22 protein-coding genes are annotated in these 23191 nt (G+C 71.1%); 4 read left to right on the top strand and 18 right to left on the bottom strand.

The window, feature by feature from the left end:
- Positions 1-97: 97 nt before the first annotated feature.
- Both ABZ783_RS20850 and ABZ783_RS20845 read left to right on the top strand, forming a co-directional pair.
- On the top strand, positions 98-232 hold the full coding sequence (locus tag ABZ783_RS20850; RefSeq protein ID WP_357440674.1) for an ATP-grasp domain-containing protein: 135 nt from the start codon (positions 98-100) through the stop codon (positions 230-232).
- 21 nt (positions 233-253) lie between these two features.
- Complete coding sequence (locus ABZ783_RS20845; protein WP_357440672.1) at positions 254-982, top strand: methyltransferase domain-containing protein; 729 nt, start codon at positions 254-256, stop codon at positions 980-982.
- Positions 983-1043: 61 nt separating this feature from the next.
- On the opposite strand, the gene ABZ783_RS20840 is transcribed toward ABZ783_RS20845, so the two are convergent.
- The 3 genes from ABZ783_RS20840 to ABZ783_RS20830 all read right to left on the bottom strand — a co-directional run bounded on the left by ABZ783_RS20840 (position 1044) and on the right by ABZ783_RS20830 (position 5052).
- Complete coding sequence (locus ABZ783_RS20840; RefSeq protein WP_357440670.1) at positions 1044-1553, bottom strand: hypothetical protein; 510 nt, start codon at positions 1551-1553, stop codon at positions 1044-1046.
- 421 nt (positions 1554-1974) lie between these two features.
- Positions 1975-4593: an alpha-amylase family glycosyl hydrolase gene (locus tag ABZ783_RS20835; RefSeq protein WP_357440667.1), complete on the bottom strand. Its 2619-nt coding sequence runs from the start codon at positions 4591-4593 to the stop codon at positions 1975-1977.
- 33 nt (positions 4594-4626) lie between these two features.
- On the bottom strand, positions 4627-5052 hold the full coding sequence (locus ABZ783_RS20830) for a hypothetical protein (protein WP_357440664.1): 426 nt from the start codon (positions 5050-5052) through the stop codon (positions 4627-4629).
- Between the two features lie 294 nt (positions 5053-5346).
- Between ABZ783_RS20830 and ABZ783_RS20825 the strand changes: the two genes are divergently transcribed.
- Both ABZ783_RS20825 and ABZ783_RS20820 read left to right on the top strand, forming a co-directional pair.
- Positions 5347-6189: a hypothetical protein gene (locus ABZ783_RS20825; protein ID WP_357440661.1), complete on the top strand. Its 843-nt coding sequence runs from the start codon at positions 5347-5349 to the stop codon at positions 6187-6189.
- Between the two features lie 498 nt (positions 6190-6687).
- Positions 6688-7482, top strand: coding sequence for a DUF998 domain-containing protein (locus ABZ783_RS20820; RefSeq protein ID WP_357440658.1), 795 nt, complete (start codon positions 6688-6690; stop codon positions 7480-7482).
- A 46-nt stretch (positions 7483-7528) separates the two neighbouring features.
- On the opposite strand, the gene ABZ783_RS20815 is transcribed toward ABZ783_RS20820, so the two are convergent.
- The 15 genes from ABZ783_RS20815 to ABZ783_RS20745 form a co-directional block, all read right to left on the bottom strand.
- Positions 7529-7963 carry an ankyrin repeat domain-containing protein gene (locus ABZ783_RS20815; RefSeq protein ID WP_357440655.1) on the bottom strand — a complete coding sequence of 145 codons (435 nt, stop codon included), beginning with the start codon at positions 7961-7963 and terminating at the stop codon, positions 7529-7531.
- A gap of 78 nt (positions 7964-8041) precedes the next feature.
- Positions 8042-8962, bottom strand: coding sequence for an RNA polymerase sigma-70 factor (locus tag ABZ783_RS20810; protein ID WP_357440653.1), 921 nt, complete (start codon positions 8960-8962; stop codon positions 8042-8044).
- Complete coding sequence (locus ABZ783_RS20805; RefSeq protein ID WP_357440650.1) at positions 8959-10155, bottom strand: FAD-dependent oxidoreductase; 1197 nt, start codon at positions 10153-10155, stop codon at positions 8959-8961. Before ABZ783_RS20805 ends, ABZ783_RS20810 begins: the two co-directional genes overlap by 4 nt.
- 148 nt (positions 10156-10303) lie before the next feature.
- On the bottom strand, positions 10304-10930 hold the full coding sequence (locus ABZ783_RS20800; protein ID WP_357440648.1) for a response regulator transcription factor: 627 nt from the start codon (positions 10928-10930) through the stop codon (positions 10304-10306).
- Positions 10927-12198 (bottom strand): histidine kinase, encoded by a 1272-nt coding sequence (locus ABZ783_RS20795; RefSeq protein WP_357440645.1) that lies wholly within the window; start codon positions 12196-12198, stop codon positions 10927-10929. The genes ABZ783_RS20800 and ABZ783_RS20795 overlap by 4 nt, the downstream gene beginning before the upstream one ends.
- 5 nt (positions 12199-12203) lie before the next feature.
- Complete coding sequence (locus ABZ783_RS20790) at positions 12204-12659, bottom strand: ABA4-like family protein (RefSeq protein ID WP_357440642.1); 456 nt, start codon at positions 12657-12659, stop codon at positions 12204-12206.
- Positions 12656-13582: a hypothetical protein gene (locus ABZ783_RS20785; protein WP_357440639.1), complete on the bottom strand. Its 927-nt coding sequence runs from the start codon at positions 13580-13582 to the stop codon at positions 12656-12658. Before ABZ783_RS20785 ends, ABZ783_RS20790 begins: the two co-directional genes overlap by 4 nt.
- Positions 13583-13789: 207 nt before the next feature.
- Entirely contained in the window at positions 13790-15430 is a 1641-nt protein-coding gene (locus tag ABZ783_RS20780; RefSeq protein ID WP_357440637.1) for a DUF4127 family protein, read from the bottom strand.
- A gap of 9 nt (positions 15431-15439) precedes the next feature.
- On the bottom strand, positions 15440-16141 hold the full coding sequence (locus ABZ783_RS20775; RefSeq protein ID WP_357440634.1) for a putative N-acetylmannosamine-6-phosphate 2-epimerase: 702 nt from the start codon (positions 16139-16141) through the stop codon (positions 15440-15442).
- A 53-nt stretch (positions 16142-16194) separates the two neighbouring features.
- Complete coding sequence (locus tag ABZ783_RS20770; RefSeq protein WP_357440630.1) at positions 16195-17088, bottom strand: ROK family protein; 894 nt, start codon at positions 17086-17088, stop codon at positions 16195-16197.
- Positions 17085-17927, bottom strand: coding sequence for a carbohydrate ABC transporter permease (locus ABZ783_RS20765; RefSeq protein ID WP_357440628.1), 843 nt, complete (start codon positions 17925-17927; stop codon positions 17085-17087). Before ABZ783_RS20765 ends, ABZ783_RS20770 begins: the two co-directional genes overlap by 4 nt.
- The gene (locus ABZ783_RS20760; protein ID WP_357440625.1) at positions 17917-18864 is read right to left on the bottom strand and encodes a sugar ABC transporter permease; all 948 of its coding nucleotides are present in this window, start codon (positions 18862-18864) and stop codon (positions 17917-17919) included. Before ABZ783_RS20760 ends, ABZ783_RS20765 begins: the two co-directional genes overlap by 11 nt.
- Positions 18865-18874: 10 nt before the next feature.
- On the bottom strand, positions 18875-20155 hold the full coding sequence (locus tag ABZ783_RS20755; RefSeq protein ID WP_357440622.1) for a sugar ABC transporter substrate-binding protein: 1281 nt from the start codon (positions 20153-20155) through the stop codon (positions 18875-18877).
- Between the two features lie 21 nt (positions 20156-20176).
- A complete protein-coding gene (locus ABZ783_RS20750; RefSeq protein ID WP_357440619.1) occupies positions 20177-21772 on the bottom strand; it encodes an FAD-dependent oxidoreductase in 1596 nt (531 codons plus the stop codon).
- Between the two features lie 39 nt (positions 21773-21811).
- On the bottom strand, positions 21812-22858 hold the full coding sequence (locus ABZ783_RS20745) for a LacI family DNA-binding transcriptional regulator (protein WP_357440616.1): 1047 nt from the start codon (positions 22856-22858) through the stop codon (positions 21812-21814).
- Positions 22859-23191: the final 333 nt, after the last annotated feature.

Raw genomic sequence — 23191 nt, 5'->3', positions numbered from 1 at the left:
CACCGAACGCGTAGAGCTCCAAACGACCACCCGCCGTCAGACATAGACGTCACTGACCTGGCACCGCGGGTGGCCGCTTCGGCTGCCGTTCGTCACCGTGGACCTCGCACTGCGCGTCGATGGCGTCTGGCGGGTTGTCGAGGTTGGCGACGGCCAGGTCAGCGACCGGCCGGGCAACATCGCACCGCAGGCTCTGATCGCCGCGCTCATCACCGGATCGGCCGTTCAGTAGGGCTCTGGCAGGCTGTTCTTCGTGGCGGAACGTTTGCTCGATGATGAGGCCCTGGAATCGTCCGCGGTGGTGGCGAACTCGGCGATGAACCGGGAACGGCAACTCGCTGGTGTGAACAGCTACACGCGGGAACTCGGGTTCAATCCACTCGAGTGGATCGTCGCCCGGATCCGGCAATCCCCACCCAGTCCGCCGCAGCAGACAACCATCGGCTGGCTGGATCTGTGCTGCGGGACCGGGCGGTGCCTCCTACAGGCCGCAGACACCCTCGCCCGCGACGGGCTCGATCAGCTCGTCACGATCGTCGGCGTGGATCTCGTCGACTTCTTCGACCCGACGCCAATCCGGGGCACGGCGCTGCAACTGAACTGTGCCTCCATCACGTCCTGGTCGCCGCCGCGCCGATTCGACCTCATCACCTGCGTCCACGGACTGCACTATGTCGGCGACAAACTCGCGGTGTTGACCCGCATCGCCAGCTGGCTCACCGACGACGGACAGTTCAGCGCCGATCTCGACCTGGACAGCGTGCGCCTCGCCGATGGTCGGCCCGCCGGCCGGAGACTCGCCACCGCACTACGCGGGGCAGGCTTCGCCGTGGACACCCGCCGTCGGCGGATCAGGCGGAACGGGCCTGGCGTCGTGTCACTGCCGTACACGTATCTCGGCGCCGACGACCGCGCTGGCCCCAACTACACCGGCCAGCCCGCGGTCAACTCCTACTACACCGAAACACGCCGCCTTCGGTGATCAGTAGCCGCCGACGAGATGCCCACTGAGATGTGGTACGCGCTAGGCCACCGCAGCGGTATCAGAGGATGCTGCCCGGGCGAGGCCATGCCGCCCGGAGCCAGCGGCTGTGGATGGCCTCGTGGCGGACCGGGTCGACGGCGGCCGGGTCGTCGAGGAGGGTGACCAGCAGGGCGCCGTTGGGGAGCCGGCGCGTGCGGGCGGCGACCTCGGGCAGCCGTGGCGGTGGCAGACGAAGCTCGCGGAAGGTGTCCGCCTCGGGCACCGGTCGGCGATAGCAGAAGCATGCGTCCAGAGCCCAGACGAGGTGGCCGTCCTCCCAGCTGACAAAGACGTCGATGTCGCCGTTCGTCCAGAAACTGGCCGTGCTCGGCGCCCGTCGCCATTGCGGCGAGCGCCGTGTCGAGGTCCTCGACCGTGCGTTGGTCGGCATCGGGGTTCGTGACAGGTTGATCAGCCCGTCGGGACGCTGCGGGAGCAGATTCCGCTCGGCTCCCAGTGCATACAACTGGCGAAGGGCCGGCCCGGCCGGCGCGGGTACCCGCAGTTCCCAGATCCAGTCCGATCCCACGACCGCATGGTGCCGATCCGCCGCCATCCCGGGCAAGCCGGTTACAAGATCCGCTCATGTCGGCGTTCGCTCCGCCAAGAACGGGCCCTACTGGACGGAATGTGCCGCGAAGCGTCCACTACCGGACGTGCGGCGGCTGCTCGGCAATCGTTGTGTCACCGAGTCCGGCGTTGGTGCGGAACTGGAGCACGTCCATGGCCTGGGGCAGCGGGATCAGCGGGTCGGCTGATCGCATCGCGAGGAGACCAGGTATCGCGCCACGACTGATCGCCGCATCGATTGCCCGCTGCGTCTCCGGTGGAAGCGACTCCCAGGTGGCCTTGCCCGCACAGAGGTGGCACGGCAGACCAACTCGTTCTGCAAGATCCGTGGCGCAGCGCCGGCCGCAGCCCGAGCAGCAGTAGTCGATCATGCGCGGGGCTCAGGCGGACGGGGGCGGGGTCTCCGCCGTGGACAGGGAGAGCCAGAAGAAGCCGTGACCGGCGAGGCCCAGGTCGTATTCGCCGGACTCCCGCACCGCGGGGAATTCGGCGCCGCCCATGAGCTCCCGTGGCCGACGGCCGGCGTGGGAGGACAGGGTCAGTGTCGTCGTCTGCGGGTATCGGGAGAAGTTGAACAAGCACAACACCTCGTCGTCGGGCTCGCCGCGGAGGACGGCGAGCACCGCCGGGTTGGTCGACCGGACGATGCGGCAGCCAGGGCGGGAGAACGCCGTCCAGGCGTGGCGAGTCTCGATCAGCTTCTCGATCACGTGCAGCAGGGACGACCGTGAGCGGAGCTGGTTCTCCACGTTGACCGCCATGTAGCCGTAGATCGACTCGTGGATCAACGGCGCCGGCAGATTCTCCGGCTGCGCCACGGAGAAGCCGCCGTTGCGGTCCGGTGCCCACTGCATCGGCGTGTTGACCGCCCGGTTGCCGGGCAGCGACAGGTTCTCGCCCATGCCGATCTCGTCGCCGTAGTAGATGACCGGAACGCCGGGCATCGACAGCAGCAACGCGAAGGCGAGTTCGAGCTGGCCCCGGTCGTCGTTGAGTAGGCTGGCCGTCCGCCGGCGGATACCGGTCACGCCGCGCATGCGGGCCAGCGGCGCGTAGGTGTGCTGCAGTTCGTCGCGTTCCCGCTCGGGCAGCAGGCCCAGCGACATCTCGTCGCCGTTGCGGAGGAACACCGTCCAGTGGCGGTCATCCGGCTGGTCACGCATCTGCAGCAGCACCTGTGACACCGGCCGGTGCGTCTCCCGCCGCATGGCGAGCAGCAGGCGCGGCATGAGCGACGCGTACGTGACCAGGTGGCACTCGGGGTGCTCGGTGGTGCCGAAGTAGGAGCTGGCGCCCTCCGGCCAGTCCTCACTCCATGCGATGAGGATCCGGTTCGGGTACGTCGCGTCCAGCCAGGATCGTAGGTCCCGCAGGTAGGTGTGCGTCTCGGCGAGGCTCTTGCTCGACGTGCCGGTGCGCTCGAACAGGTAGGGGACCGTGAGCAGGCGCAGCCCGTCGACCCCCTGGCGGAGCCAGAAGTCCATCACCGCGCGCATGGCGGCCCGCACCTCGGGTGCGTCGTAGTTCAGGTCCGGCTCGTGCCGGCTGTAGCGGTGCCAGTAGTACTGCCGCCGCTTACCGTCGTAGGTCCAGCCCCCGCCCTGGCTGCTGAGCGGATCGTCCGCCTCGGCGTAGTCGTCGCCCGTGTCGCGCCACACGTAGAAGTTCCCGTACGGGCCGTCCGGGTCGCTCCGGGAGGCGGTGAACCAGGGATGCTCGTCGCTGGTGTGGTTGAGCACCAGGTCCAGCACCACCCGCAGGCCCTGGCGGTGGGCGAGGCTGAGCAGTTCCAGCAGGTGCGAGGGCTGCCCGAGGCTGGCGTCGATGGTCTCGAAGTCGGACGCGGCCCGGCCGTCACCCAGGGACGGCGACGCCATGATCGGGTTCAGCAGCAGGCAGTCCACTCCCAGCCGGCGCAGGTAGTCCAGTTTCTCTGTGACGCCGTGCAGGTCGCCGTGGCCGTCGCCGTCCGAGTCGTAGAAGAACGGCACGTTCACTTCGTAGAAGGTGCTGCCGGCCGCCCAGTTCGGGTCGCCCGGCGGCTGCGGGCCGGGGCCGTCCGAGGCCTCGGTGCGGGCGAGCCGGAGCTGACCCGACAGGGCCTGCCGGGCTCGCGCGGCCACCCGCTCCGCCGTGTCCCGCTCCAGGGCCTCAAGGGTCTCGAACGCGGCCACGAGCTGCTCGCGGGTCCGCTGGTTGCCGTGCGCCCAGTTGCTCAGCTCGTCCACGGCGAGCACCCGCGCCGACGCGAGCCCGCTGCGGGTGAGCGCGAGAAGATCGTCCGGAATCAACTCGGGCCGCCGGGGCGCGTTGCTGAGGATCAGGTCCCCGACGCCGGCGGCCCGCATCTGGGGGGTCTGCCGGCGTTCCCGGTCGACCATCCGGACGGCCGCGTACTCGAAGGCTTCCCGGACGCTGATGATGCCGTTGCCGTCCCTGTCGGCGGCACCGGTCCGCAGCCCTTCGAGGAAGGGGCCGGAGAACGCGGACGGCAGCGCGTGCTGCTTGTAGCCGTCACCCTCGTGGGCCAGCTCGGTGGCCCCGGCGGACACCACGACGATGCGGCTGCGGTCCCCGCGCTGCTTGAGGTCGCCGAAGGCGCCCGCATGGCAGCAGTCCAGGATCAGGACCAGCTCGCTGGCCCGGCACTCGTCGAGCCAGTGTCGCAGCTCGTCGGTCGGCACCGCGGTGGGCGGAAGGCGGTCCAGGTCGGTGTCGGTCGCGGTGAGGTAGAGGCGATGGCCGTCGTGCAGCCGGCCGTGACCGGAGTAGTACACGAGCAGGAAGTCGTGCGGATCGGCGCTCGTCAGGAAGTCGTAGAGCGTGACCTGCACCGTGTGGGAGTCGTCGTCGAGGCAGTCCCGGACGTCGTCGAACGCGCCCAGGGCGGGGTCCCGGAGGAGTCGTCCCCAGTCCTTGAGATCACTGGCGGGTGAGTCGAGGTCGGGCAATCCTTCGCTGGTGTAGCTGCCCACACCGATCAGGAGTGCCCGCTTCACCGCGGCTGCCCACCGGCTCGGAACGCTCCCGGGTCACTCACCATCGACCTTCTCGGGCACGGCGGGCGTGCCCTGCCGGGGCACCGACACCGACTTGATGACCTCGGTCAGGGTCTTCTCCGACACGTCCCGCACCTCGATCTCGGTGCCGTCCGGGAGACTCATCCGCAGGTGCTTGCCCTTGTTGCGGTCCTGGTAGCGCTTGATGACCTCGGCCAGGTGCTTGATGTCCGCCGCGGCCCGCTTCGCGGTCGGATAGCTGAAGACCGCGAGGGTGAGTGCGCCGAAGATGATGCTGACCGTATCTCGCGTCCCCGGCCCGGCCGCCTCGACGAGTTCCGCCGCCTCGACGCCTGGAAGGTGGTTCAGGTGGTCCTTCAGCTGGCGGGTCTGCTCGGCCAGTTCCTCATCGCTGACCGGCCCGTCGGACACCACCCGCAAGATCAATCCATCGGCCATGATCCCATCGTGGTCGCACTCGGTTGACCGTGCAAGGGTCCCGGCCATGGGATCCCGCGCGGCGCCGGGTGCTGTGCCGGTGGTACGCCCGTCACCACGCGATCCGACCCTTACGCGGGCCCTCGACGGCCGGGTGATGACGTGCATCCGACAGATCGCGACGACGCCGGGATTCCGTGCCGGGTGCGGCAACCACGGGTGACCGTGCGCCGTCCAAGCACTGGGACCGGCGGTTGGGCCGGCACGGCGGAAGGACGGCGATACGAGATGGGCCGGCGAAGGTTCCTCCTGACGATGGTCGCGGTCGGGGCCCTGCTGGCGGGCTGCGCCGGAGGGACAGCGGCGGAAAAGTCTCCGCCGCCCGCCCTGCCGCCGGGCAGCGGAAGCCCGGGGGTAGCGGATCCAGTGGCGTTGCTGGGCAACTGGACGCTGGCCGGAGTCGCCGAGGAGCCGCACGGCATCCTGCGTCTCGCACCCGATCGGATCCAGCTCTTCGGCCGCTGCGGGATCCTGGTCGGTTCCTGGCGGGCCGACGCCGGTGGTCTCTTCGTCGCCGCGATGTTCGGCTCATCCGGGGCGGAGGGCGGCCCTGGCTGCACCAACGCCGAGCCGAACCCGCGGTGGCTGCAGCGGGTCACCTCGTACCGGCTGGAGGGTGACACGCCGATGCTCCTCGACGCCGACGGCGCGCTCGTCGCCCGCCTGCTGCCGGGGGCGACACCGACGCCCGGACCGTACCTGGCGGCATCCGAGGTGGCGCCACCGGAGATCACCGACGAGGTCCGGCGGCAGTTCGCGCCCGCAGCGGCGCTGCCGGCAACCCTTACTCCCGCCGCCGGGAACCGGCTGGTCGGAAGGTGGGTGCCCGTGTCCGGGCCCAGGAGGGCGTACGTCGAGTTCAAGGCCGACGGTGAGTGGCGCGGATCCGACGGCTGCAACGGTCACGGCGGGCGCTGGGTGGTGGGCTCCGGAGGAGCCTTCCTTGCCACCACCGGGCCCAGCACCCTGATCGGCTGCGACGGGGTACCCGTTGGGGCGTGGCTAGCTTCGTCCTGGCGGGCTGGACTGGCCGGCGAGACCCTGGTGCTCCTCGACGCCCGGTCCAAGGAGACGGGCCGGCTGCGCCGCGCCGACTGAGCACGCCCGGGATTGTGCGGCTGCCAGCGGATCCTGTTCGGCCTGGACGGATTCGGGCTGGGCGATCGGATGGGCCCGATCGGTTACATCTTCGCGGTCGGCTTTGCGGGTGACCGCGAATCTGGTCAGGCAGGTGGCGTAGTTCGTCGGGCAGCGGGTATCCGGCGGAGCGCCTCTGGCCGTCAGCACGGATCGTGCGGTAGCGGCGAGCGGTGCGGACGAGCGTCCTGAGCGATCAGCCTGTGCCGTCCTCGATCCGGTGGTTGACGGCGAAGACGATGGCCAGGTGTGCCTCGATCCCCGACACTGCACGAGGCGCGCTCCGTGGGCGCCCCTGCCGGCTGATCCCGGCAGGAAGGGCCCTGTCATCGCCTTCGGGATAGGGAGGGAACCCTTGTCAACGTCTCTGGTGGCGGCGCCGCCGGCAGGTTTGCCGAGGTGCGCCGACGGGCGGCGGGGACACCAGTGGTGGATGCGGCCCGGGCTGGGGTGGGCCGGATGACCGACGCCCGTCTCGCGCTTCGTGTCGCCAACCGGCTCGGGCGGCTCCTCGGCCTGGCCGCCGCCGCGGTGGCGCTGGTGCTGTTCGCCCTGCTGCACGTGCTGGTGGCCCGGCTCAGCCCGGTTACGGACACGATCAGCGACTACGCCCTCTCCCCGGACGGCTGGATCTTCGACACGGCGGTCTTGGTGCTGGCCGCAAGCTCGATATGCCTGCTCGGTCCGTTGCTGCGGCGGCAGGCCGCCGTACCCTCGGCCACCGCCTGCTACGCCTGCTGGTGCCTCGGACTGGTGGTGCTGACGGTCTTTCCACGCGACCCGGTGGGAGCACCGACCACCGTGACCGGCGAGATCCACAAATGGGCATCCGTGATCGCCCTGCTCAGTCTGCCGCTCGGCGCGCTGCTGACGGCCCGGCGCAGGCGCGGACCGGGGGCCCGGGTGGTGGCGGTGACCGCGGCGGTCTGTCTGGTCGCCCTCGTTCCGTTCGTCTCCGCCTACCTGGCGAGTTCGCCGCTGAAGCCGTACCTCGGGCTGATCGAACGGGCCGTCGCGCTGGGCGAGGTCGTCCTGCTGCTATTGCTCGGCACGATCCGGCTGGGCCTGCAGGCAACCGCGCACCTGGCGGCGGAATCGGCTCCCGGCCTGAATCAACCCGGCAGCCGATCGCTCCTGGATGGGTGGCGCGGCGGGGCGTATCGGGCGGGGGATGTCCAGCTCGGCGGCGCCGTCGACAGCGTCGGCAAGCGACGTGTGGCTGGGCAGTTCGGCGGCGGTGGGCGCCGCCGGTAGGCCGGTCCGGTGGGGCAGACACTGCCAGTGGCGCTCGGGCTGCTCGCTACGCGCGTGATGTCCGATGGGGTGACGCGCCTGCGGCCACCAGCAGAGCGGCCGTCTCGGTGTGGCCGCCTCGGACGGCCCAGTCGAGCGGCGACAGGCCGTTGCCGTGGTCTTCACGGAGGTTCGGGTCCGCGCCCCGCGCGAGGAGTACGCGTACCACCTCGGTGTGCCCCCATGCCGCGGCAGCGGTCAGCGGCGTGCCCTCCTCCCCGCGCCCGCTCTCCACGTTCGGATCCGCGCCGGCCTCCAGGAGGACCCGTACCACCGCGGGCTCGTTTTGCACGGATGCTCGGTACAGGGGCGTCGTGCCGTCGCGGTCCGCCGCGTTCGGGTCCGCCCCCGCGCCCAGCAGCGTGAGGACAGCGCGGAGGTCGTCGCCCAACAGCGCCGCCATCAGGCGGGCGGTGAGTTTCTTGCGCTCTCGGACGTTCACCAGCACCAGCGTAGGCGGCTCCAGACCACCGGGCCCTGCCCCGTCGACCAGGGTCGACCGGGCAGGGCTCGCGCCGACTCACTCCGTCCCGATGTCGTGCGCGGTGCCGTCGGCGACCGCCCGAAGCTTGTCCGGGTTGGCCACGTTGTGGATGGCGGTAATGCGGCCGACGGCGTCGAAATCGAAGGTGACGGTGGCGATCACCCGACCCGGTCCGCTGAACACGATGCCCGGACCGCCGTTGAGCTCGACGAGTTCAACGTTCATGTCGGCCGGCTCGACGCCCTGATAGGTGACGGTGCCGATGGCGGCGAACCAGGCGGCCACCGTACCCGCGCCGACGACCGGGCGAAGGGCCTGGCGGACCTTACCGCCGCCGTCGGTCCACAGGGTGACGTCCGGAGACAGCAACTCCATCAGGGCGTTGATGTCGCCACCGGTCGCGGCCGCGAAGAACCGCTCGGTGACCTCGCGCTGCCGTGACCGGTCCGCCGTGAAGCGCGGCCGCCGGGCGCGCACATGGTTACGGGCCCGGTGCGCGGCCTGCCGCACCGAGGTCTCGGAGCGCTCCAGGGCCTCCGCGATCTCGGCATGGCTGAAGTCGAAGACCTCCTTCAGCACGAACACCGCGCGCTCGAGCGGGCTCAGGGTTTCCAGCACCACCAGCATCGCCGTCGACACCGACTCGGCTTCCGTGACCACCTCGGCGGTGTCGCCGGTGGTGAGGATGGGTTCGGGCAGCCACGGTCCGACATAGGTCTCGCGCTTGTGCCGGGTGGACCGCAGCCGTTCCAGCGCCAGGTTCGACACGATCCGCGCCAGGTACGCCTTGGGGTCGGCCACCTGTGCGCGGTCGGCGGCCGACCATTTGATCCAGGCGTCCTGGACGGCGTCCTCGGCGTCGGCCGCGGTGCCGAGGATGCGGTACGCCACCGAGAAGAGCAGGTTGCGGTGCTGGTGGAAGACCTGCTGGTCGAGGTCTGACGGCAGGTGGGTCACCGTGCCTCCCGGGTGAAGCGACCGCCGTGGGGCCATAACGCGCCCGAGGCGGGCATCTTCTTCATGCGGCCGTAGGTCGGCCAAGGCGAAGCGGTCACCGTCTCCTTGTACCGTGCCGCCAGGCGGCCGGTCAGACACACCCGCCGGGGGCTGTCGTCGGGGCGGGTGAACTGCACGACCGCATCGTGCCGGCCCAGGCTCACCGGCGTGTGGTAGAAGCCGAACCGGAACGGCTTGGGCTGCTTACCCGCCAGCGTACGGACGATCGACACCGCCGCGTGCACCCCGGTCGGCATACCACCTTGGCAGGTGCCGTGCATGACGCCGTAGCCCTGACGGATCGCGGCCGCGTCGCCCACGGCGTACACGTCCGGGTGTGACACCGACCGCAGCGCGGCGTCGGTGACGACGCGGCCGCGCTCGTCGACGGTCAGCCCGGCGGCGGCCGCCAGCGGTGACACCCGCGTGCCGCTGGTCCACAGGACCACCTCGGCGGCGATGCTCTCCCCGCCAGCCAGCTCGACCGAATCGAGCAGCACCTTCACCACCTCGACCCCGCTGCGCGCCTGGACGCCCAGCCGCTTGAGTGCGGCCTGCAGATACGCCTTCGCCTTCGGGTTCATGGCCGCACCGGGCTCGCCCCGGCCCAGCAGCACGACATTCAGTTCCGGGTGCCGCTCGGCGATCTCCGCGGCCGACTCGACACCGGTCAGCCCGCTGCCACCGACCACCACAGTGCCGCTGCCCAGCTGCGCCAGCCGAGCGGCCAGCAGCTGCGCGTCCTGGGCGCTGTTCAAGGTGTACGCGTGGTCCTCGACACCCGGAACCGCCGCCGTGTCGGCCACGCTGCCCAACCCGTACACCAGCGTGTCGTAGTGCAGGACCCGGTCGTCGTCGATCCGCACGATCTTCGCGTCCGCGTCCACCGCCGTCACCCAGCCACGCACGAACTGCGCACCCGTACCGTCCAACAGCTCCGGGATGCTCAGCTCGGCGACCTGCTGGCCGGTCGCCGTCATGTGCAGCCGCAGCCGTTCGGTGAACCGGTCCTGCGCATTCACCAGGGTCACCTGCACGTCCTCACGCCGCCTGACCCGGGCCGCGAGCTGGACAGCCGCGGCCATGCCCGCGTAACCCGCCCCCAGGATCAGGACGCGGTGGGTGCTCGTGCCGGCTTCGCGCTGTGTGCTCATCGTTGCGCCTTCCTCCACGGGTTGCTGACGACCAGCAGATGGAAGCTGCCCGCCCGTCCGTGACATGAGGTCCCTGTGACGCACGGCACAGCGATCGGCAGGAGGGACGGCGACGTCGTGTTCTGGCCGCCCGGCTGTGGCGAACCGGTCAGGCGCCGCGGGCGAACAGGGCCAGGCGTACCCGGTTGTCGCTGCCGGTCTTGGTCATGAGGCTGGTGATGTGGGTCTTGACCGTGGTGATGCCGATGTGCAGCCGCTCGGCGATCTCCGTGTTCGACAGGCCCTCGGCGACCAGGTTCAGCACGTCCTGCTCGCGGGCGGTCAGCCCCTCGACCGGCCGGGGTGTGTCGGAGCGGGCGTCGACCGCGCGCTGGACCAGGCGGCGCAGCACCTCCTGGCTGAACGGGCTGTCGCCGGCGGCGGCCTTGCGGACGCCGTCCACCAGGTCGGCGGGGGGTGCGTCCTTGAGCAGGAATCCGCAGGCGCCGGCGGTCAGCGCCGGATAGAGGTGGTCGTCGTCGCCGAACGTGGTCAGCACCAGGATCCGGGTGGCGGGCCGGTCGGCGAGGATGCGGCTGGTCGCGGTGATCCCGTCGACGCCGGGCATGCGCAGGTCCATGACGACGACGTCGGGGATGAGCCGCGCGGCGAGGGACACCGCGTCGCGGCCGTTGTCGGCCTCGCCGACGACCTCGATGTCGGGTTGGGCGTCGCAGAGCATGCGCAGGCCAGCGCGGATGAGGTGCTGGTCGTCGACCAGCAGGACGCGGATCATGCCGGCTCCGTCGTGCGTGGCCCCACCGGAGCCTCGCGGTCCTGGTCCGACTGGGCCGGCGGAACGGCAGGGGAGGGGGGAGCAGGCGCCAGCGAGATGGCCGGGCCCGGGAGGACGGTACGCACCCGCCAACCCGCACCCGCCGGACCGGCCTCCAGTTGACCGCCGAGGACCTCGACGCGTTCGCGCATGCCGGTGATGCCGTGGCCGCCGCCGGACGGCATCGCCGCCGGCACCCAGCCGCCCCCGTCGTCGGACACCTCCCAGTGCACGGCCTCGTCGACCACGCTGACCGACAGGTGGGCGAGGGCGGATGTGCCGGCGTGCTTGGCCACGTTGGTCAGCGCCTCCTGGGTGAGTCGCAACACCGCCATTCCTCGTACCGCATCCAGCGACCCGACCGCGGGGTCGATGTCAGCCTCGACGGTGACGCCGGCCTGGCGGGCCCGGTCGACCGCCGCGCCGAGGGCCGCCGGCAGCGCCGACGGCTCGATGGCGGTCAGCGCCGCGTCGCCGCGTACGCCGTTAGGGTTGCGCAGGACCGCGACGAGCCGGCGCAGGTCGGCCAGGGCGGCGCTCCCCGTGCCATGCACGTCGTCGAACACCTCACCCACCCGCGGGTCCAGATCCGTCAGTACGTGCCGGGCCACGCCGACCCGCAGCACCATCGACGCGACGTGGTGCGCGACCACGTCGTGCAGTTCCCGTGCGATGGCGCTGCGTTCGTCGGCGCGGGCGGCCCGGCTCTCCGACTCGAGTCGGCGCTGCTCCTCCGCCGCCCGCTCCTGCGCCTGCCGGGTGAGTTCCCGTTGGGCCCGGATGACCAGGCCGAGCAGCAACGGGACGCCGACCTCCACGAGCAGCCCGACGATGCCGGAGAGCAACCGTGGGAACGGGTCGCCGATCGAATCGGTCAGGTCGACCGCGGCCAGCAGCCCGGCGGCCAGCCAGATGGTCCGTGGTCGGCGCGCCCGCATGGCCAGTTCGAGCAACGCCCAACTGGCGCCCACCTGGTTGATGGTGATGTCGTCGAGCAGACAGATGGCGACGGCCAGCAGCGCGGTCTGCACCAGCAGGTTGACCAGTGGCCGGCGGTGCAACACCAGCGCGACGCCGAACGCGATCCCCGCGAGGACCAACTGCATGGCCGTCGGCCCGTGGCCTTGCATCGGAGCACCGAAGACCAGGTAGCCGACGCCGCTCAGGTCGAGCAGCACGATCCGCACGAAGCCGTCGCGCACGTCGAACAGTCGTCCCACCCACCCCACGGCGTTCAGCCTATGCGCTGCGGCTCGGCGACCGGAATCGCCGCCGGCTGCGGCCACCTGACCCGGGCGGCGAGGTAGGCGGCCAGGCCGAGCGGCCCGAGCAGGATCGTCAGCACCAGCACCGGAGCCATGACCAGCGCCGGCATCCCCCGTTCCCGGCTGTCGAGCCACGCCCACCGGCCGACGAACAGGTCGAACGCGATCATGTGCGCCCACGCCGCCGCCGCGCCGTTGTCGGTGCCGAGCAGATCGCGTACGCCGTCCAGGGTCGGGGACGCCACCGCCGGCAGCACGTCCCCGAGCGCCGGGATCACCAGGACCGCGTAGATCAGCAGGGCCGGTGCCACGATCAGCGGTGACCTGATGATCCGGGCGGTCCACGACCAGCGGGGCAGGAGGATCATCAGCGCCCAGAACGGCGCGGCCACCGCGAACGTCAGCTCGAACAGGGTGCCGGTCATGCCGCCAGCACCAGTTCCGCGCGGTGCCGACGGGCCAGGACCGCGCCGGCGGCGGCTGCGGTGGCGACCACCAGCGCCGCCACGGCGGCCAGGGTGAGCGCGTCCGGCCGCAGCAGCGGCTGCCCGCGCAGGGCCTGCCAGGTGAGCAGCATGGTGAGTGCACCGTACGCGCCGCCCGCAACCATCAGCAGCCGCACCTGGGTGCGCTCGTCCAGTCGCCCGAGGAACCGGCGCAGCAGGATCGCCAGCAGCGGCAGTGCCTGCAACGCGTGCATTCCCACGAAGTGTCCGATCCGCAGGTCCCCGCCGGTGGTGCTCCAGCCGACCAGGGGCAGCCCGGGCCCGCCGTCCGGCACGCCCACGCTGTGCGCCCCGGAGATCCCCTCGATGCCCGGCTCCTGGCTGGGCAGCACCATCGGGATCGCCACCAGCATGCCGAGCAGGGTCAGGCCGAGGCCCAGCCCGACCGCGTACTTGCCGACCCGGTCCGCGATCGGCTGCCGCAGCACCACGATCCCGATGACCAGGTGCGCCACGAACAACACCATGATCGCGGCACCCATCAGCGAGAACAGGATGCCGTTGAGCGGGGTGGTCCCGTTGAAGTGGCTGGTCGTGCCGCGCAGCACCTGCCCGACGATGATCGCCATCTCCACCACCCCCATCGCGACGATGACGGTGCCGGCCCACTCCGCGACCCGGCTCCGCCGCGGCAGCAGGGAGAGCATCCAGGCCAGGGTGGTGCCGTACAGCACGAACGACACGGAGAACTTGAACGGCTTGAGCCAGATCGGCACGCCGGTGAGGACCCGCGAGTCGGCGACGATGCCGACCGCGGAGACGAGGGCGAGCACCGCCATCGCCGCGACGAAGAGCATCAGTGGGCGGTGCCAGTGTGCCGCCCGGCGCATCGTGGTTGTCATACCTGCAGATGCTGGTGCGCCGGCCTGCGTACTTCGCCCGACCTGAAGCCCCGGTCGCGGCCGGCGGTCGGAGCCGGTTCCTCCTACCTGGGTAGGAGACGGAACCGTGAGCCCTGGTCCGTGCCTGGCGTTCGACGCCGGGACCGTCCGGTCGCCGGCACGCGGCCGCGCCGGCAGTCCCCCTGCCGACGCGACCGGATGTGCTGGTCAGGACAACTGCAGCCGGGGCTCCAGGGTCACCTCGAACAGCCGGTCCCACGGCAGCTCGACCCGGGCCGACTCGAACCGCGCCAGGGTCGCCGTGAACGTCCTCGCGCCCCGCCGGCCCAGCACGACGCGGTGCCCGGCGAAGTGGTCGGTGAAGTACCGCTCGGTCAGCGGCACCAGCCGCTCCCGTACCCAGCCGTCGAAGTAGCTCTTCTGCTCAGGCGTGAGCGCGAGCGGGTCCCAGCCCTGCGCCCGCGCGTGCGCGTACGCCTCGACCTGCACCACGTTCTTCCACGGGTCGTCCTTGACGAACCGGTACAGCAGGTACTCGGCGTGCGCCAGGCCGGGCCCGCGCAGCTCGGGCACGCCGTAACCGCTGCCCGAGGAGCGCAGGCACGCCCAGCGGGCGGTGCCGTGGCCGAGCGCCAGCCCGAGCGCGTTGCCGCCGGTGTTCCACCCCGAGTACGACAGCAGCGCCGCGAGATCCAGACCGTTCTCCATCCGCGCGACCAGTTCGTGGTCGGCCTTGTTCACGATCAGCGGGTCCACCACGATCACCGGGGTGCCGGCGGCCAGCAGGGCGCCGATCCGCCCGACGAAGGCGTCCAGATCGGCGGCACGCTGCCCGGGTGCCGCCGAGGGGGTGTTCACGGCGACCACGATGTCCGCGTCGCCACTGACCACCCGGCCACCCACGGCGGCAACGTGCCGGCGGATGTTCTCCGCGAACGGGATGCCCTCCAACTGCGCGGTCCAGTCCTCACCCGAGACACCGGCGTACTCCAGCCGGTAGCTGGGCGTCGTGCCGGCGGCGATCACCCGGGCGACCAGCAGCGCGTCGACCTCGTCCGCGCCGGGGAAGATCTCCACCCGGTCCCCGACGCCGAGCCGGGCCACCAACGCCTCCAGCTCCACCCGCTCCGCCCGGGCCAGACCGACCGGCGCGGTGTCGTCCTCCGACAGCACGAGATGACTGATCGTGCCGTCGGCGACCCACTCCACCATCAACCGGTTGACCTGGTGGTTGCGGGCCCGCGCGGCGAGGTAGTCCTCGACGACCTGGTCCGGGATCTGCGCCCGTACGGCGTCGAGCCGAGACCGCAGCTCCTCCTGCCCGAGGTTGACCACCTGGTCGTAGAGCTTCGCCCACTCGACCAGCCGGTCGCGGTACTTGTCCAGCTCCGTGCCCGTGCTGGTGATGGCCAGCCGCTGGATGGTGTCGTGCACCTCGATCACCGCCCCCGGCCGCGTCGCGCGCAGGTTCCGGATCGCGGCCAGGTTCTCCAGGGCGGCAGCCAGCGTCGGGGCGGCGGTCCGGGAGGCGATCAGACCGCCGTAGGCGAGCATGCTGACCGAGATCACGTACCCGTCGACGCCGTCGACGGTGCCGAGCCAACGGGCGATGGCGGCCCCGTCGCCAGGGGTGAAGAAGCGGCCCAGCAGTTCCCGAGGCGGCAGTAGCACCTGCGCGCCGGCGCTCGCCGCGGTCATCTGGGGGCAGTAGGTGTTGACCGGCCGGTCGTCCAACGGCACCAGCGCCACGGTCAGCTGCCGGTCCGCGGGCTCGGCGAACGCCGGCCGGCCGATGGCCGCGGTGGCCAGCCCGGCCATGCCGGTGGCCAGGAGGGTACGTCTCTTCACTTGCTCTCCCTACTTCTCTGGAGCGCTCGCCGCGCGGGGGGTGGCCGGCACGAGCCGGCGGGTGATCCACAGCGGTGAGGTGACGGCGTTGCCCATCACCACCGCGTGCGCACCGGCCTCGAACGCCGCGCCGATCTGCTCGGTGCTCCGGTACCGCCCTTCGGCGATCACCGGAACCGGCAGCAGTGCGACGAGTCGCGCCACGAGCCCGAGATCGGGCCCGTCAGTCTGTGGGCTGGCCGGGGTGTAGCCGGACAGCGTGGTGGCGACGGCGTCCGCGCCCGCCTCGACGGCGGCGACGCCCTCGGCCGTGGTGGAGACGTCGGCCAGCACGAGCGCGTCGGTCCGTTCGCGGACCGCCCGCACGGTGTCGGCGAAGGTGCGCCCGTCCGGTCGGGGACGGTCGGTGGCGTCGACCGCGACGATGTCCGCCCCGGCCAGCGCCACCTCGAGCGCGTGCGCCGCCGTCGGGGTGATGAACACGTCCGCCGTGCCGTGCTTGTACAACCCGATCACCGGCACGTCGACCGCGGCGCGCACCGCCTTGACGTCGTCCGGCCCGTTGACCCGCACCGCCACCGCGCCGCCGCGTACCACCGCGGCCGCCACCCGGGCCTGGACGTACGGGTCCCGCATCGGGTCCTCCGGCTCGTCGGGCAGCGGCTGGCAGGACACCACCAGCCCGCCGGCCAGGTCGTCGAGCACACTCACCCCTCTGGTCCTTCCGTTGATGTGGGTACGGCTCGCGCCGCCACCGCTCACTCCTACGCGTTCGTGGCCAGCCGGGCCGCGCCGACCACGACGGCGTCGGCGGCCAGGGCGGCCGGCAGCAGCGGCACGTCGGCCCAGCCCGCGGGCAGTTCCGCCGCGTAGGCGGCCGACGCGGCGGGCAGCAGCGCTCCGGCCGCCCCGCCGGCCACCAGGACGGCGTCCGGGTCGAGCAGGGCCACCAACCCCGCCAGCACCGCGCCGAGCACGGCGCCGGCCCGGTCCACGACCTGCCGGGCGACCGCGTCCCCGGCCCCCGCGCGGTCCGCCACCGCCCGTCCGCTGACGCGGTCGCCGGTCTCGATGGCGTACGCGGCGGCCAGCCCGGTGCCCGAGGCGATCGCCTCCAGGTGCCCGTACCGGCCGCACCCGCACCGCAGCCGTTCGGCGCCCGGAGCCGGCAGATGGGCGACCTCGCCGGCGGCGCCGCGGGCCCCGACCTCGACGCGGCCGTTGCGGACGACCGCCCCGCCCAGCCCGGTGCCGGCAGCCACCAGCAGCACATGAGCCCGGCCCCGCCCGGCGCCGGCCCAGCACTCGCCCAGCGCCGCGGCGTTCACGTCGTTGGTGACCCGCACCTCACGACCGAGCCGCGCGGCCAGCGCGTCGGCGACCGGGGTGCCGGTCCAGCCGGGCAGGCTGTCGGTGGCGTACCGGATGCGGCCGGTCGCCGGGTCGACCGTGCCGGCGGTGCCCACCCCCACCGGCCCGGACCCGGCCGCGCCGAGCAGCCCGGCGGCCAGCCCCGCCGCGGCGTCCAGCACCGCCTCTGGCCCGGACCGGGCCGGGGTGGGCGCCTCCTGGCGCTCCAGCACCTCCCCGCCGGGGCCGACCAGCGCGGCGGCCGTCTTGGTGCCGCCGATGTCGACCCCGACCACCGGGGCCGTCATCCCTTCAGGCCGGTGTGCGCGAGGCCCTCGACGAACTGCTTCTGCGCGATGACGAACACCACCAGCACCGGCAGCGCCGTCATCGACGCCGCGGCCAACTGGACGTCCCACATCGGGCCGCCGTAGGCGTCGACGAACTGGGTGAGCGCCTGCGGCAGGGTGAACTTCTCCGGCGAGGAGAGGAACACGATCGGCTCCAGGTACAGGTTCCAGCTGTGCAGGAAGGTGAAGATCGCCACCGCGCCGAGTGCGGGCCGGGACAGCGGCAGGGCGATCCGCCAGAACGTGGCGAAGCGGCCCAGCCCGTCGACCCGGGCCGCCTCCTCCAGCTCACCGGGGAGGCTGATGAAGAACTGCCGCATGATGAACGTCGCCAGCACGCTCGGCGCGCCGAAGATCGGCACCAGGATCAGCGGCCAGTGCGTGTTGATCAGCCCCAGCTTGAAGAACATCTGGAACAGCGGCACGATCGTCACCTCGCTGGGGATGAGCAGGCCCGCGAGGACGACCAGGAACAACACGTTCTGGCCGCGGAACCGGATCCGCGCGAAGGCGTACCCGGCCAGCGCCGACACCGCGAGGGTGCCGACGGTGACCAGCAGCGCGATGTAGAGGCTGTTGAGGTACTGCTGCCCGAACGGCTGCAACTCGAACACCCGCCGGTAGGCGTCCAGCCGTGGGTTGATCGGCAGCAGTTGCGGCGGGAAGGCGAAGATGTCCGCCACCGGCTTCAGCGACGAGGTGACCATCCACCAGGTCGGGAAGACGAACGGGATCGCCAGGACCAGCAGCACCCCGTAGAGCACCAGTTTGGTCCGCCGCGACAGGTCACGACTCATGGAAGACCCACCTCTTGCGCATCTGCCACTGCAGCACGGTCAGCGCGAGCACGATGACGAACAACAGGATCGACAGCGTCGCGCCGTAGCCGAAGTGGTGGAACTGGAACGCCTGCTGGTAGAGGTAGTAGACGAGCACCGTGGTTGAGGTGCCGGGCCCGCCCTGGGTGAGCACCGCGATCTGCGCGAAGACCTGCAGCGACCCGACCACCGTGATGATCGACGTGAGCAGGATCGTCGGGCTGATCAGCGGCACGGTGATCCGCCAGAACTGGCGCATCCGGCTCGCCCCGTCCACCTCCGCGGCCTCGTACAGCTCCGCCGGCACGCCTTGCAGGGCGGCGAGGAACAGCACCATGTTCAGGCCGACGTTCTTGAACACCTGCACGACGATCACCGACAGCATCGCCGTGCCCTCGCCGCGCAGCCAGTTCGGCCCGTCCACCCCGATCGTGTCGAGCAGGCCGTTGATCCCGCCGTTGTCCTGCAGCAGGAAGCCCCAGACGATTGTCCAGGCCACCAGCGAGACCACCACGGGGGAGAAGAACAGCGTGCGGAACAGGATCGTGCCCCGCAGCTTCTGGTTGAGCAGGACGGCCAGCAGCAACGCCAGGCCGAGGTTGAGCACCACCAGCCCGATGGAGAACAGCCCGGTGGCCCGCAGCACCGCGCCGAGGTTGGGGTCGTCGGCGAGGGCCGCGTAGTTGTCGGTGCCGACGAAGTCGAACGTGCCGGCGAGCACGTTCCATTCGTGGAGGCTGTACCAGACCACGAGGATCAGCGGCAGGATCACGAAGACGGCGCTGCCGAGCAGTTGCGGGGTGATGAAGAGGTAACCGGTGAGTTGGTCCCGGCGGCGGCTGGTCCAGAACGGCCGGGCCGGGCCCGGGGTGGGCCCGGCAGCGGCCGGGCCCACCCTGGTGTCCGTCTGGGTCATGATCGGTTGCCTACTTCGCCAGCAGCGGTTGGATCTTGGTGCAGACCCCGTCGAGGACGGCCTTGACGTCCGCGTCGGGCTTCCACAGCGGGTCGAGTCCGGCGCGTACCTGCTGGCTCAGCTCGGCCTGCCCGGCGTGGTTGGGCTTGACCACACCGTTGGTGATGCCGTCGATGACGACCTTCTGCAACTGCTCCGGCTTGAGCTTCGGGTTCGTCTTCGCGAGGGTCTCTGCGGTCAGTTGCGACTGGCGCGGCGGCGGGAAGAACTGGGCGAGCTTCGCCGAGTTGGTGGGGTTGGTCAGGAAGGCGACGAAGTCGGCGGCCACGTCGGCGTGCGGGCTCTTCTTCATCACCCCGATGCCGGCCTGACCGACCACCGAGTACGGCCCCTTCGGGCCCGCGGGCAGGGGGACCAGGTCCCAGGCGAAGCCGTCGTCCTTCAGCAGCGAGGCGCGGGAGATCTGGGTGATCGTCATGGCGGCGTCACCGGCGAAGAAGTCAGCGGTGGTGCCCGGACCGGGCAGCGCCTTCGTGGTGAAGATGGCCTTGTGCAGGGTGGTCATCGCCTCGACCATCTCCGGGCTGGCGAAACCGCAGCTCTTGCCGTCCTCGCTCCATGCTTGGGCGCCCCACCCGGTCCAGAAGGTGGACAGGTTGTCCCAGCCCTTGTAGTCGAAGTCCCGGATCACCAGGCCGGCCTTGCCAGTCTTGCCGTTGACCGCTCCAGCCGCCGCGAGGGCGTTGTCCCAGTTCCACTGCCCGGCCGCGATCAGCTCGGCCGGGGTCTTCTGCCCGGCCTTCTTCAGCAGGTCGGTGTTGACGAACACGCCGAACGGCGAGGTGGAGAACGGGTACGCGTACAGCTTGCCGCCGTTCTGCCAGAGCTTCAGCGTGGCGGGGGAGAGGTCGTCGTACTGGTAGCCCTCGGCCTTCTTGAGCGTGTCGTCCAGCGGCAGCAGCGCGCCGGAGGCCACGAAGTCGGGGGCGGAGTTCTCGAACACCCAGGCCAGGTCGGGCGCGTTTCCGCCGGCGATCTGAGTGGTCAACGTGGTGGTGTAGTTGTCGAACGGCAGCGGATCGAACTTGATCTCGGCGACGTTCGGGTGGCTCTTGCGGTACTCGTCGGCGATCTCGTTGAACAGCTTCAGGTGCGCCTCGTTGGCCGACCAGATCGTCATCCGCAGACTGGCCGGGCCCTTGTCCTTCGCCTCGCCGCCACCACAGGCGGACAGGGCGAGGACGCCGGCCAGTGCGGCGGCGACAACAGCCAGACCCTTTCCTCGTTTCACTATCTTCTCCTCACCGGGGGGTCAGTAGCCCGCGATCTGCGGCCAGCGGCGTTCCACGCCGGCGGCCGAGACGCGGTCGGTGAATTCGGCCAGCAGGCGGGGGGTGCCGCGGACCGCACGCGGGGACTCGCCCCGCGTCAGACAGAAATCGGCGAGCAGGCCGGCGACCTCGCCGACGTTCCACTCGACCGGGTGCAGCCGGTAGCTGCCGTTGGTGATGTGCGTGGTGCCGATGTTCTTGCCCGCCGGCAGCAGGTTCTCCATCCGCTGCGGGATCAGCGCACCGAGCGGGATCTCGAACGGGCAGGAGCCGACGTCGATGTAGTTGTCACCGCCGGTCGACGGGTGCAGGTCGATGCGGTACATCCCCACGCCGATCGAGTCGGAGTAGTGCACCGCGCCGTGCTCACCCCGCACCGCGAGGGAGAGGTCCTGCTCCACCACCGTGTACTCGGCCCGGATGCGGCGCGACTCCCGGATGTAGGGCGCCTGCGCCAACCCGTCCCGGCTGCCGGTCACGTCGCCGCGCAGCCGCAGCCCGGGGAAGCCGGTGCCGCCGTCCGGCCGGGGCGCCTCCGTCTGCAGCCAGTACAGCACCGAGTACGACAGCTCGCGGGCCTTGGCCAGGTGCCACGACGCGTTCGGCACGTCGATGACCGGACCCTCGAAGTAGTCGATCATCGGCCAGTTGACCAGCGTGATGTCGCTGCCGTACGTCCCGTCGGTGAAGTTGCGCCGGGCAGCGATCCGCCGGAACGTCCACAGGTTGCCGTCACCCGGGTTCACGCGCTGATCGGCGTTGACGCTCAGCGGGTCGTCGTCAGGGTTGGGGGTGAAGCTGCGCTCGACGATCTCCAGCGTGCGCGGGTGCGGCGACCGCCAGGACAGCAGCCGGTCACCCCAGAAGTCGGGCTTGTAGTCGCGCCAGAAGTCGTACCCCGCGGGCCGGTCGATGGTCTGATCACCGTCGACGTGGTCGATGGCGAAGCACACCGACACGGCCTGCATGTTCATCGGCTGCGCCTCGGCGGGTGCGCTCGGCTCCCCGGTCTCGGCCTGCGACTCGAACCCGGTGACGTACTCCGTGCCCGTCAGCGGCAGCAGCTCGCCGGTCTCCGTGGCGTCCAGGATGTACGGTGCGACCACGTCGATCCGGTCGTCCCGGTCCCGGTGCGCCAGGGTGACACCGGTGACCCGGTCCCCGTCGGTCTCCGCGGCGACCGGCCGGTACGGCTGGAGCACGGTCAGCCGCCCCGATCCCCGGTACGGCGCGAGCATCTCCTCGAGCACGGCGACGGCCACCCGCGGCTCGTGGCAGAGCCGGCTCACCCAGCCGGCGCCCGGGTTGAGGTCGGTCCAGGCCCGGGACCGCTCCGTCAGCGGGTAGTGGCGACGGTAGTAGTCGCGGATGCCGTTGCGCAGGGCCCGGTAGCTGGCGGTGGCGCCGAACTGCTCGATCCAGGAGTGCTCGTCCGGCGGGACGGCCTGGCTGGTGAGCTGCCCGCCGAGCCAGTCGAACTCCTCGGTCAGGATGACGGACCGGCCGGCCCTCGCCGCGGCGAGCGCCGCGGCGACCCCGCCCAGTCCGCCCCCGACGACGAGGACGTCCGCACGCATCTGTACCACTTGCTTCCTTCCAGTTGCGCGGCCCACCGCTCAGCGGCGGTGGACCGCCGGATCAGGGGCGCCGAGGGTGTTGCCCTCGACGAGCTCGCAGGGGAGAAGCCGCTGCTGCAGGCCGGCGGCGCTGCCGTCGATGACGCCGGTCAGCACCTCGACCGCCTGCCGGCCCATCTCCTCCCGCGGGATGAGGAACCCGGTGAACGCGATGTCGGTGGGGACCGGGACGGTCGGGTCGCCGAGGGTCACGATCGACAGGTCACCCGGCACGGTCAGCCCCCGCCGTCGGGCGGCCGACTCCAGCGCCACCGCCGTGGCGAAGTCCTCCACGAACGCCACCGTCGTCCCGTCGGCCAGGAGATCGTCGAGGCACGCGTCGGCCTCCTCGGCCACCGTGGACACCTGGCGGGCGCTCTCCGCGGTCGTCGCGGCGGCGACGAAACCACGGCGCCGATCCTCTGAGGACTCGGCGTTCATGCCCATGCTCACGTACGTCAGGCGCCGATGACCGTGCTGCAATGCCCGCTCGACGAGCCGGGCCACCGCCGTCGCGTAGTCGGCGCCGACGTAGGGCACCGGTCCGCCGGCGTCGTTGCGGCGCCCCACGGCGACGTACGGAAATCCGTCGCGGTTGAGCCGGTGCAGTTCCGCGCCGTCGATCTCGCGCCCGAGCAGGATGCATCCGTCGGCCAGGCGCAGCCGGTTGTCCTGGTGGAAGATGCGCCGCCGGCCGTCCACCACGGGTGCGCTGGTGAACAGCAGCAGGTCGCAGCCCACCCGCTCGGCGTACTCCTCGATGCCGAGCAGGAACGGGTGGAAGAAGTCCCGGCTGCCGCTGGGGAAGGCGGGCTCGTACGTGAAGACGCCGATGATCCGGTTGAACCGTGCGGCGAGGCGGCGGGCCACGGGATCGGCGGCGTACCCGGTCTCGGCGATGACCCGCAACACGCGGTCCCGGGTCTCCGGGGCGATGCGGACCTCGGCGTCGGTGCGGTTGTTCAGCACCAACGACACCGTCGCCTGACTGACACCGGCCAACCGCGCGATGTCACGTTGGGTGACGCGTCTGGGGGGAGCGGACACGACGAGTCCTTCCGGTGCGGCTAATGCGTATTAGCGCTCGGCGTTGGGAAGGAGCTTGGCGGGTGGGTTGGCCTGTGTCAAGAGGTGGAGTCGAGATTTCGGCCCGATGAACTCCCTGGAGTAATGCGCATTAGCGGGAACGAATCTCGACGGGACGGCGCCTGGGGCGCGCGAAAGGTGCGCGAAACTGGAGGAGGTGGGCCAGCCTCTTGACAGGAGCCCTTCCAGGCGAGCAACATTCGAGAAACATAGATGCTAATACGTATTAGCTCGGCGGCCCGAGAGGACTCCGACCGGTCGACGAACCCTGTCGTCTTACTGAGAGTTACCGCA

The organism is Micromonospora sp. NPDC047738 (assembly GCF_040642675.1).
Classification (GTDB): Bacteria; Actinomycetota; Actinomycetes; order Mycobacteriales; family Micromonosporaceae; genus Micromonospora.
Note: the sequence above shows the minus strand (reverse complement) of the source record. Positions and strands in the feature narration are given on the sequence as shown.

Excerpts from the sequence above, each read along its gene's own strand:
- ABZ783_RS20830 (WP_357440664.1), bottom strand. The coding sequence starts at position 5,052 with ATGGCCGATGGATTGATCTTGCGGGTGGTGTCCGACGGGCCGGTCAGC.
- ABZ783_RS20825 (WP_357440661.1), top strand. The coding sequence starts at position 5,347 with ATGGTCGCGGTCGGGGCCCTGCTGGCGGGCTGCGCCGGAGGGACAGCG.
- ABZ783_RS20820 (WP_357440658.1), top strand. The coding sequence starts at position 6,688 with ATGACCGACGCCCGTCTCGCGCTTCGTGTCGCCAACCGGCTCGGGCGG.
- ABZ783_RS20805 (WP_357440650.1), bottom strand. The coding sequence starts at position 10,155 with ATGAGCACACAGCGCGAAGCCGGCACGAGCACCCACCGCGTCCTGATC.
- ABZ783_RS20800 (WP_357440648.1), bottom strand. The coding sequence starts at position 10,930 with ATGATCCGCGTCCTGCTGGTCGACGACCAGCACCTCATCCGCGCTGGC.
- ABZ783_RS20790 (WP_357440642.1), bottom strand. The coding sequence starts at position 12,659 with ATGACCGGCACCCTGTTCGAGCTGACGTTCGCGGTGGCCGCGCCGTTC.
- ABZ783_RS20785 (WP_357440639.1), bottom strand. The coding sequence starts at position 13,582 with ATGACAACCACGATGCGCCGGGCGGCACACTGGCACCGCCCACTGATG.
- ABZ783_RS20770 (WP_357440630.1), bottom strand. The coding sequence starts at position 17,088 with ATGACGGCCCCGGTGGTCGGGGTCGACATCGGCGGCACCAAGACGGCC.
- ABZ783_RS20765 (WP_357440628.1), bottom strand. The coding sequence starts at position 17,927 with ATGAGTCGTGACCTGTCGCGGCGGACCAAACTGGTGCTCTACGGGGTG.
- ABZ783_RS20760 (WP_357440625.1), bottom strand. The coding sequence starts at position 18,864 with ATGACCCAGACGGACACCAGGGTGGGCCCGGCCGCTGCCGGGCCCACC.
- ABZ783_RS20750 (WP_357440619.1), bottom strand. The coding sequence starts at position 21,772 with ATGCGTGCGGACGTCCTCGTCGTCGGGGGCGGACTGGGCGGGGTCGCC.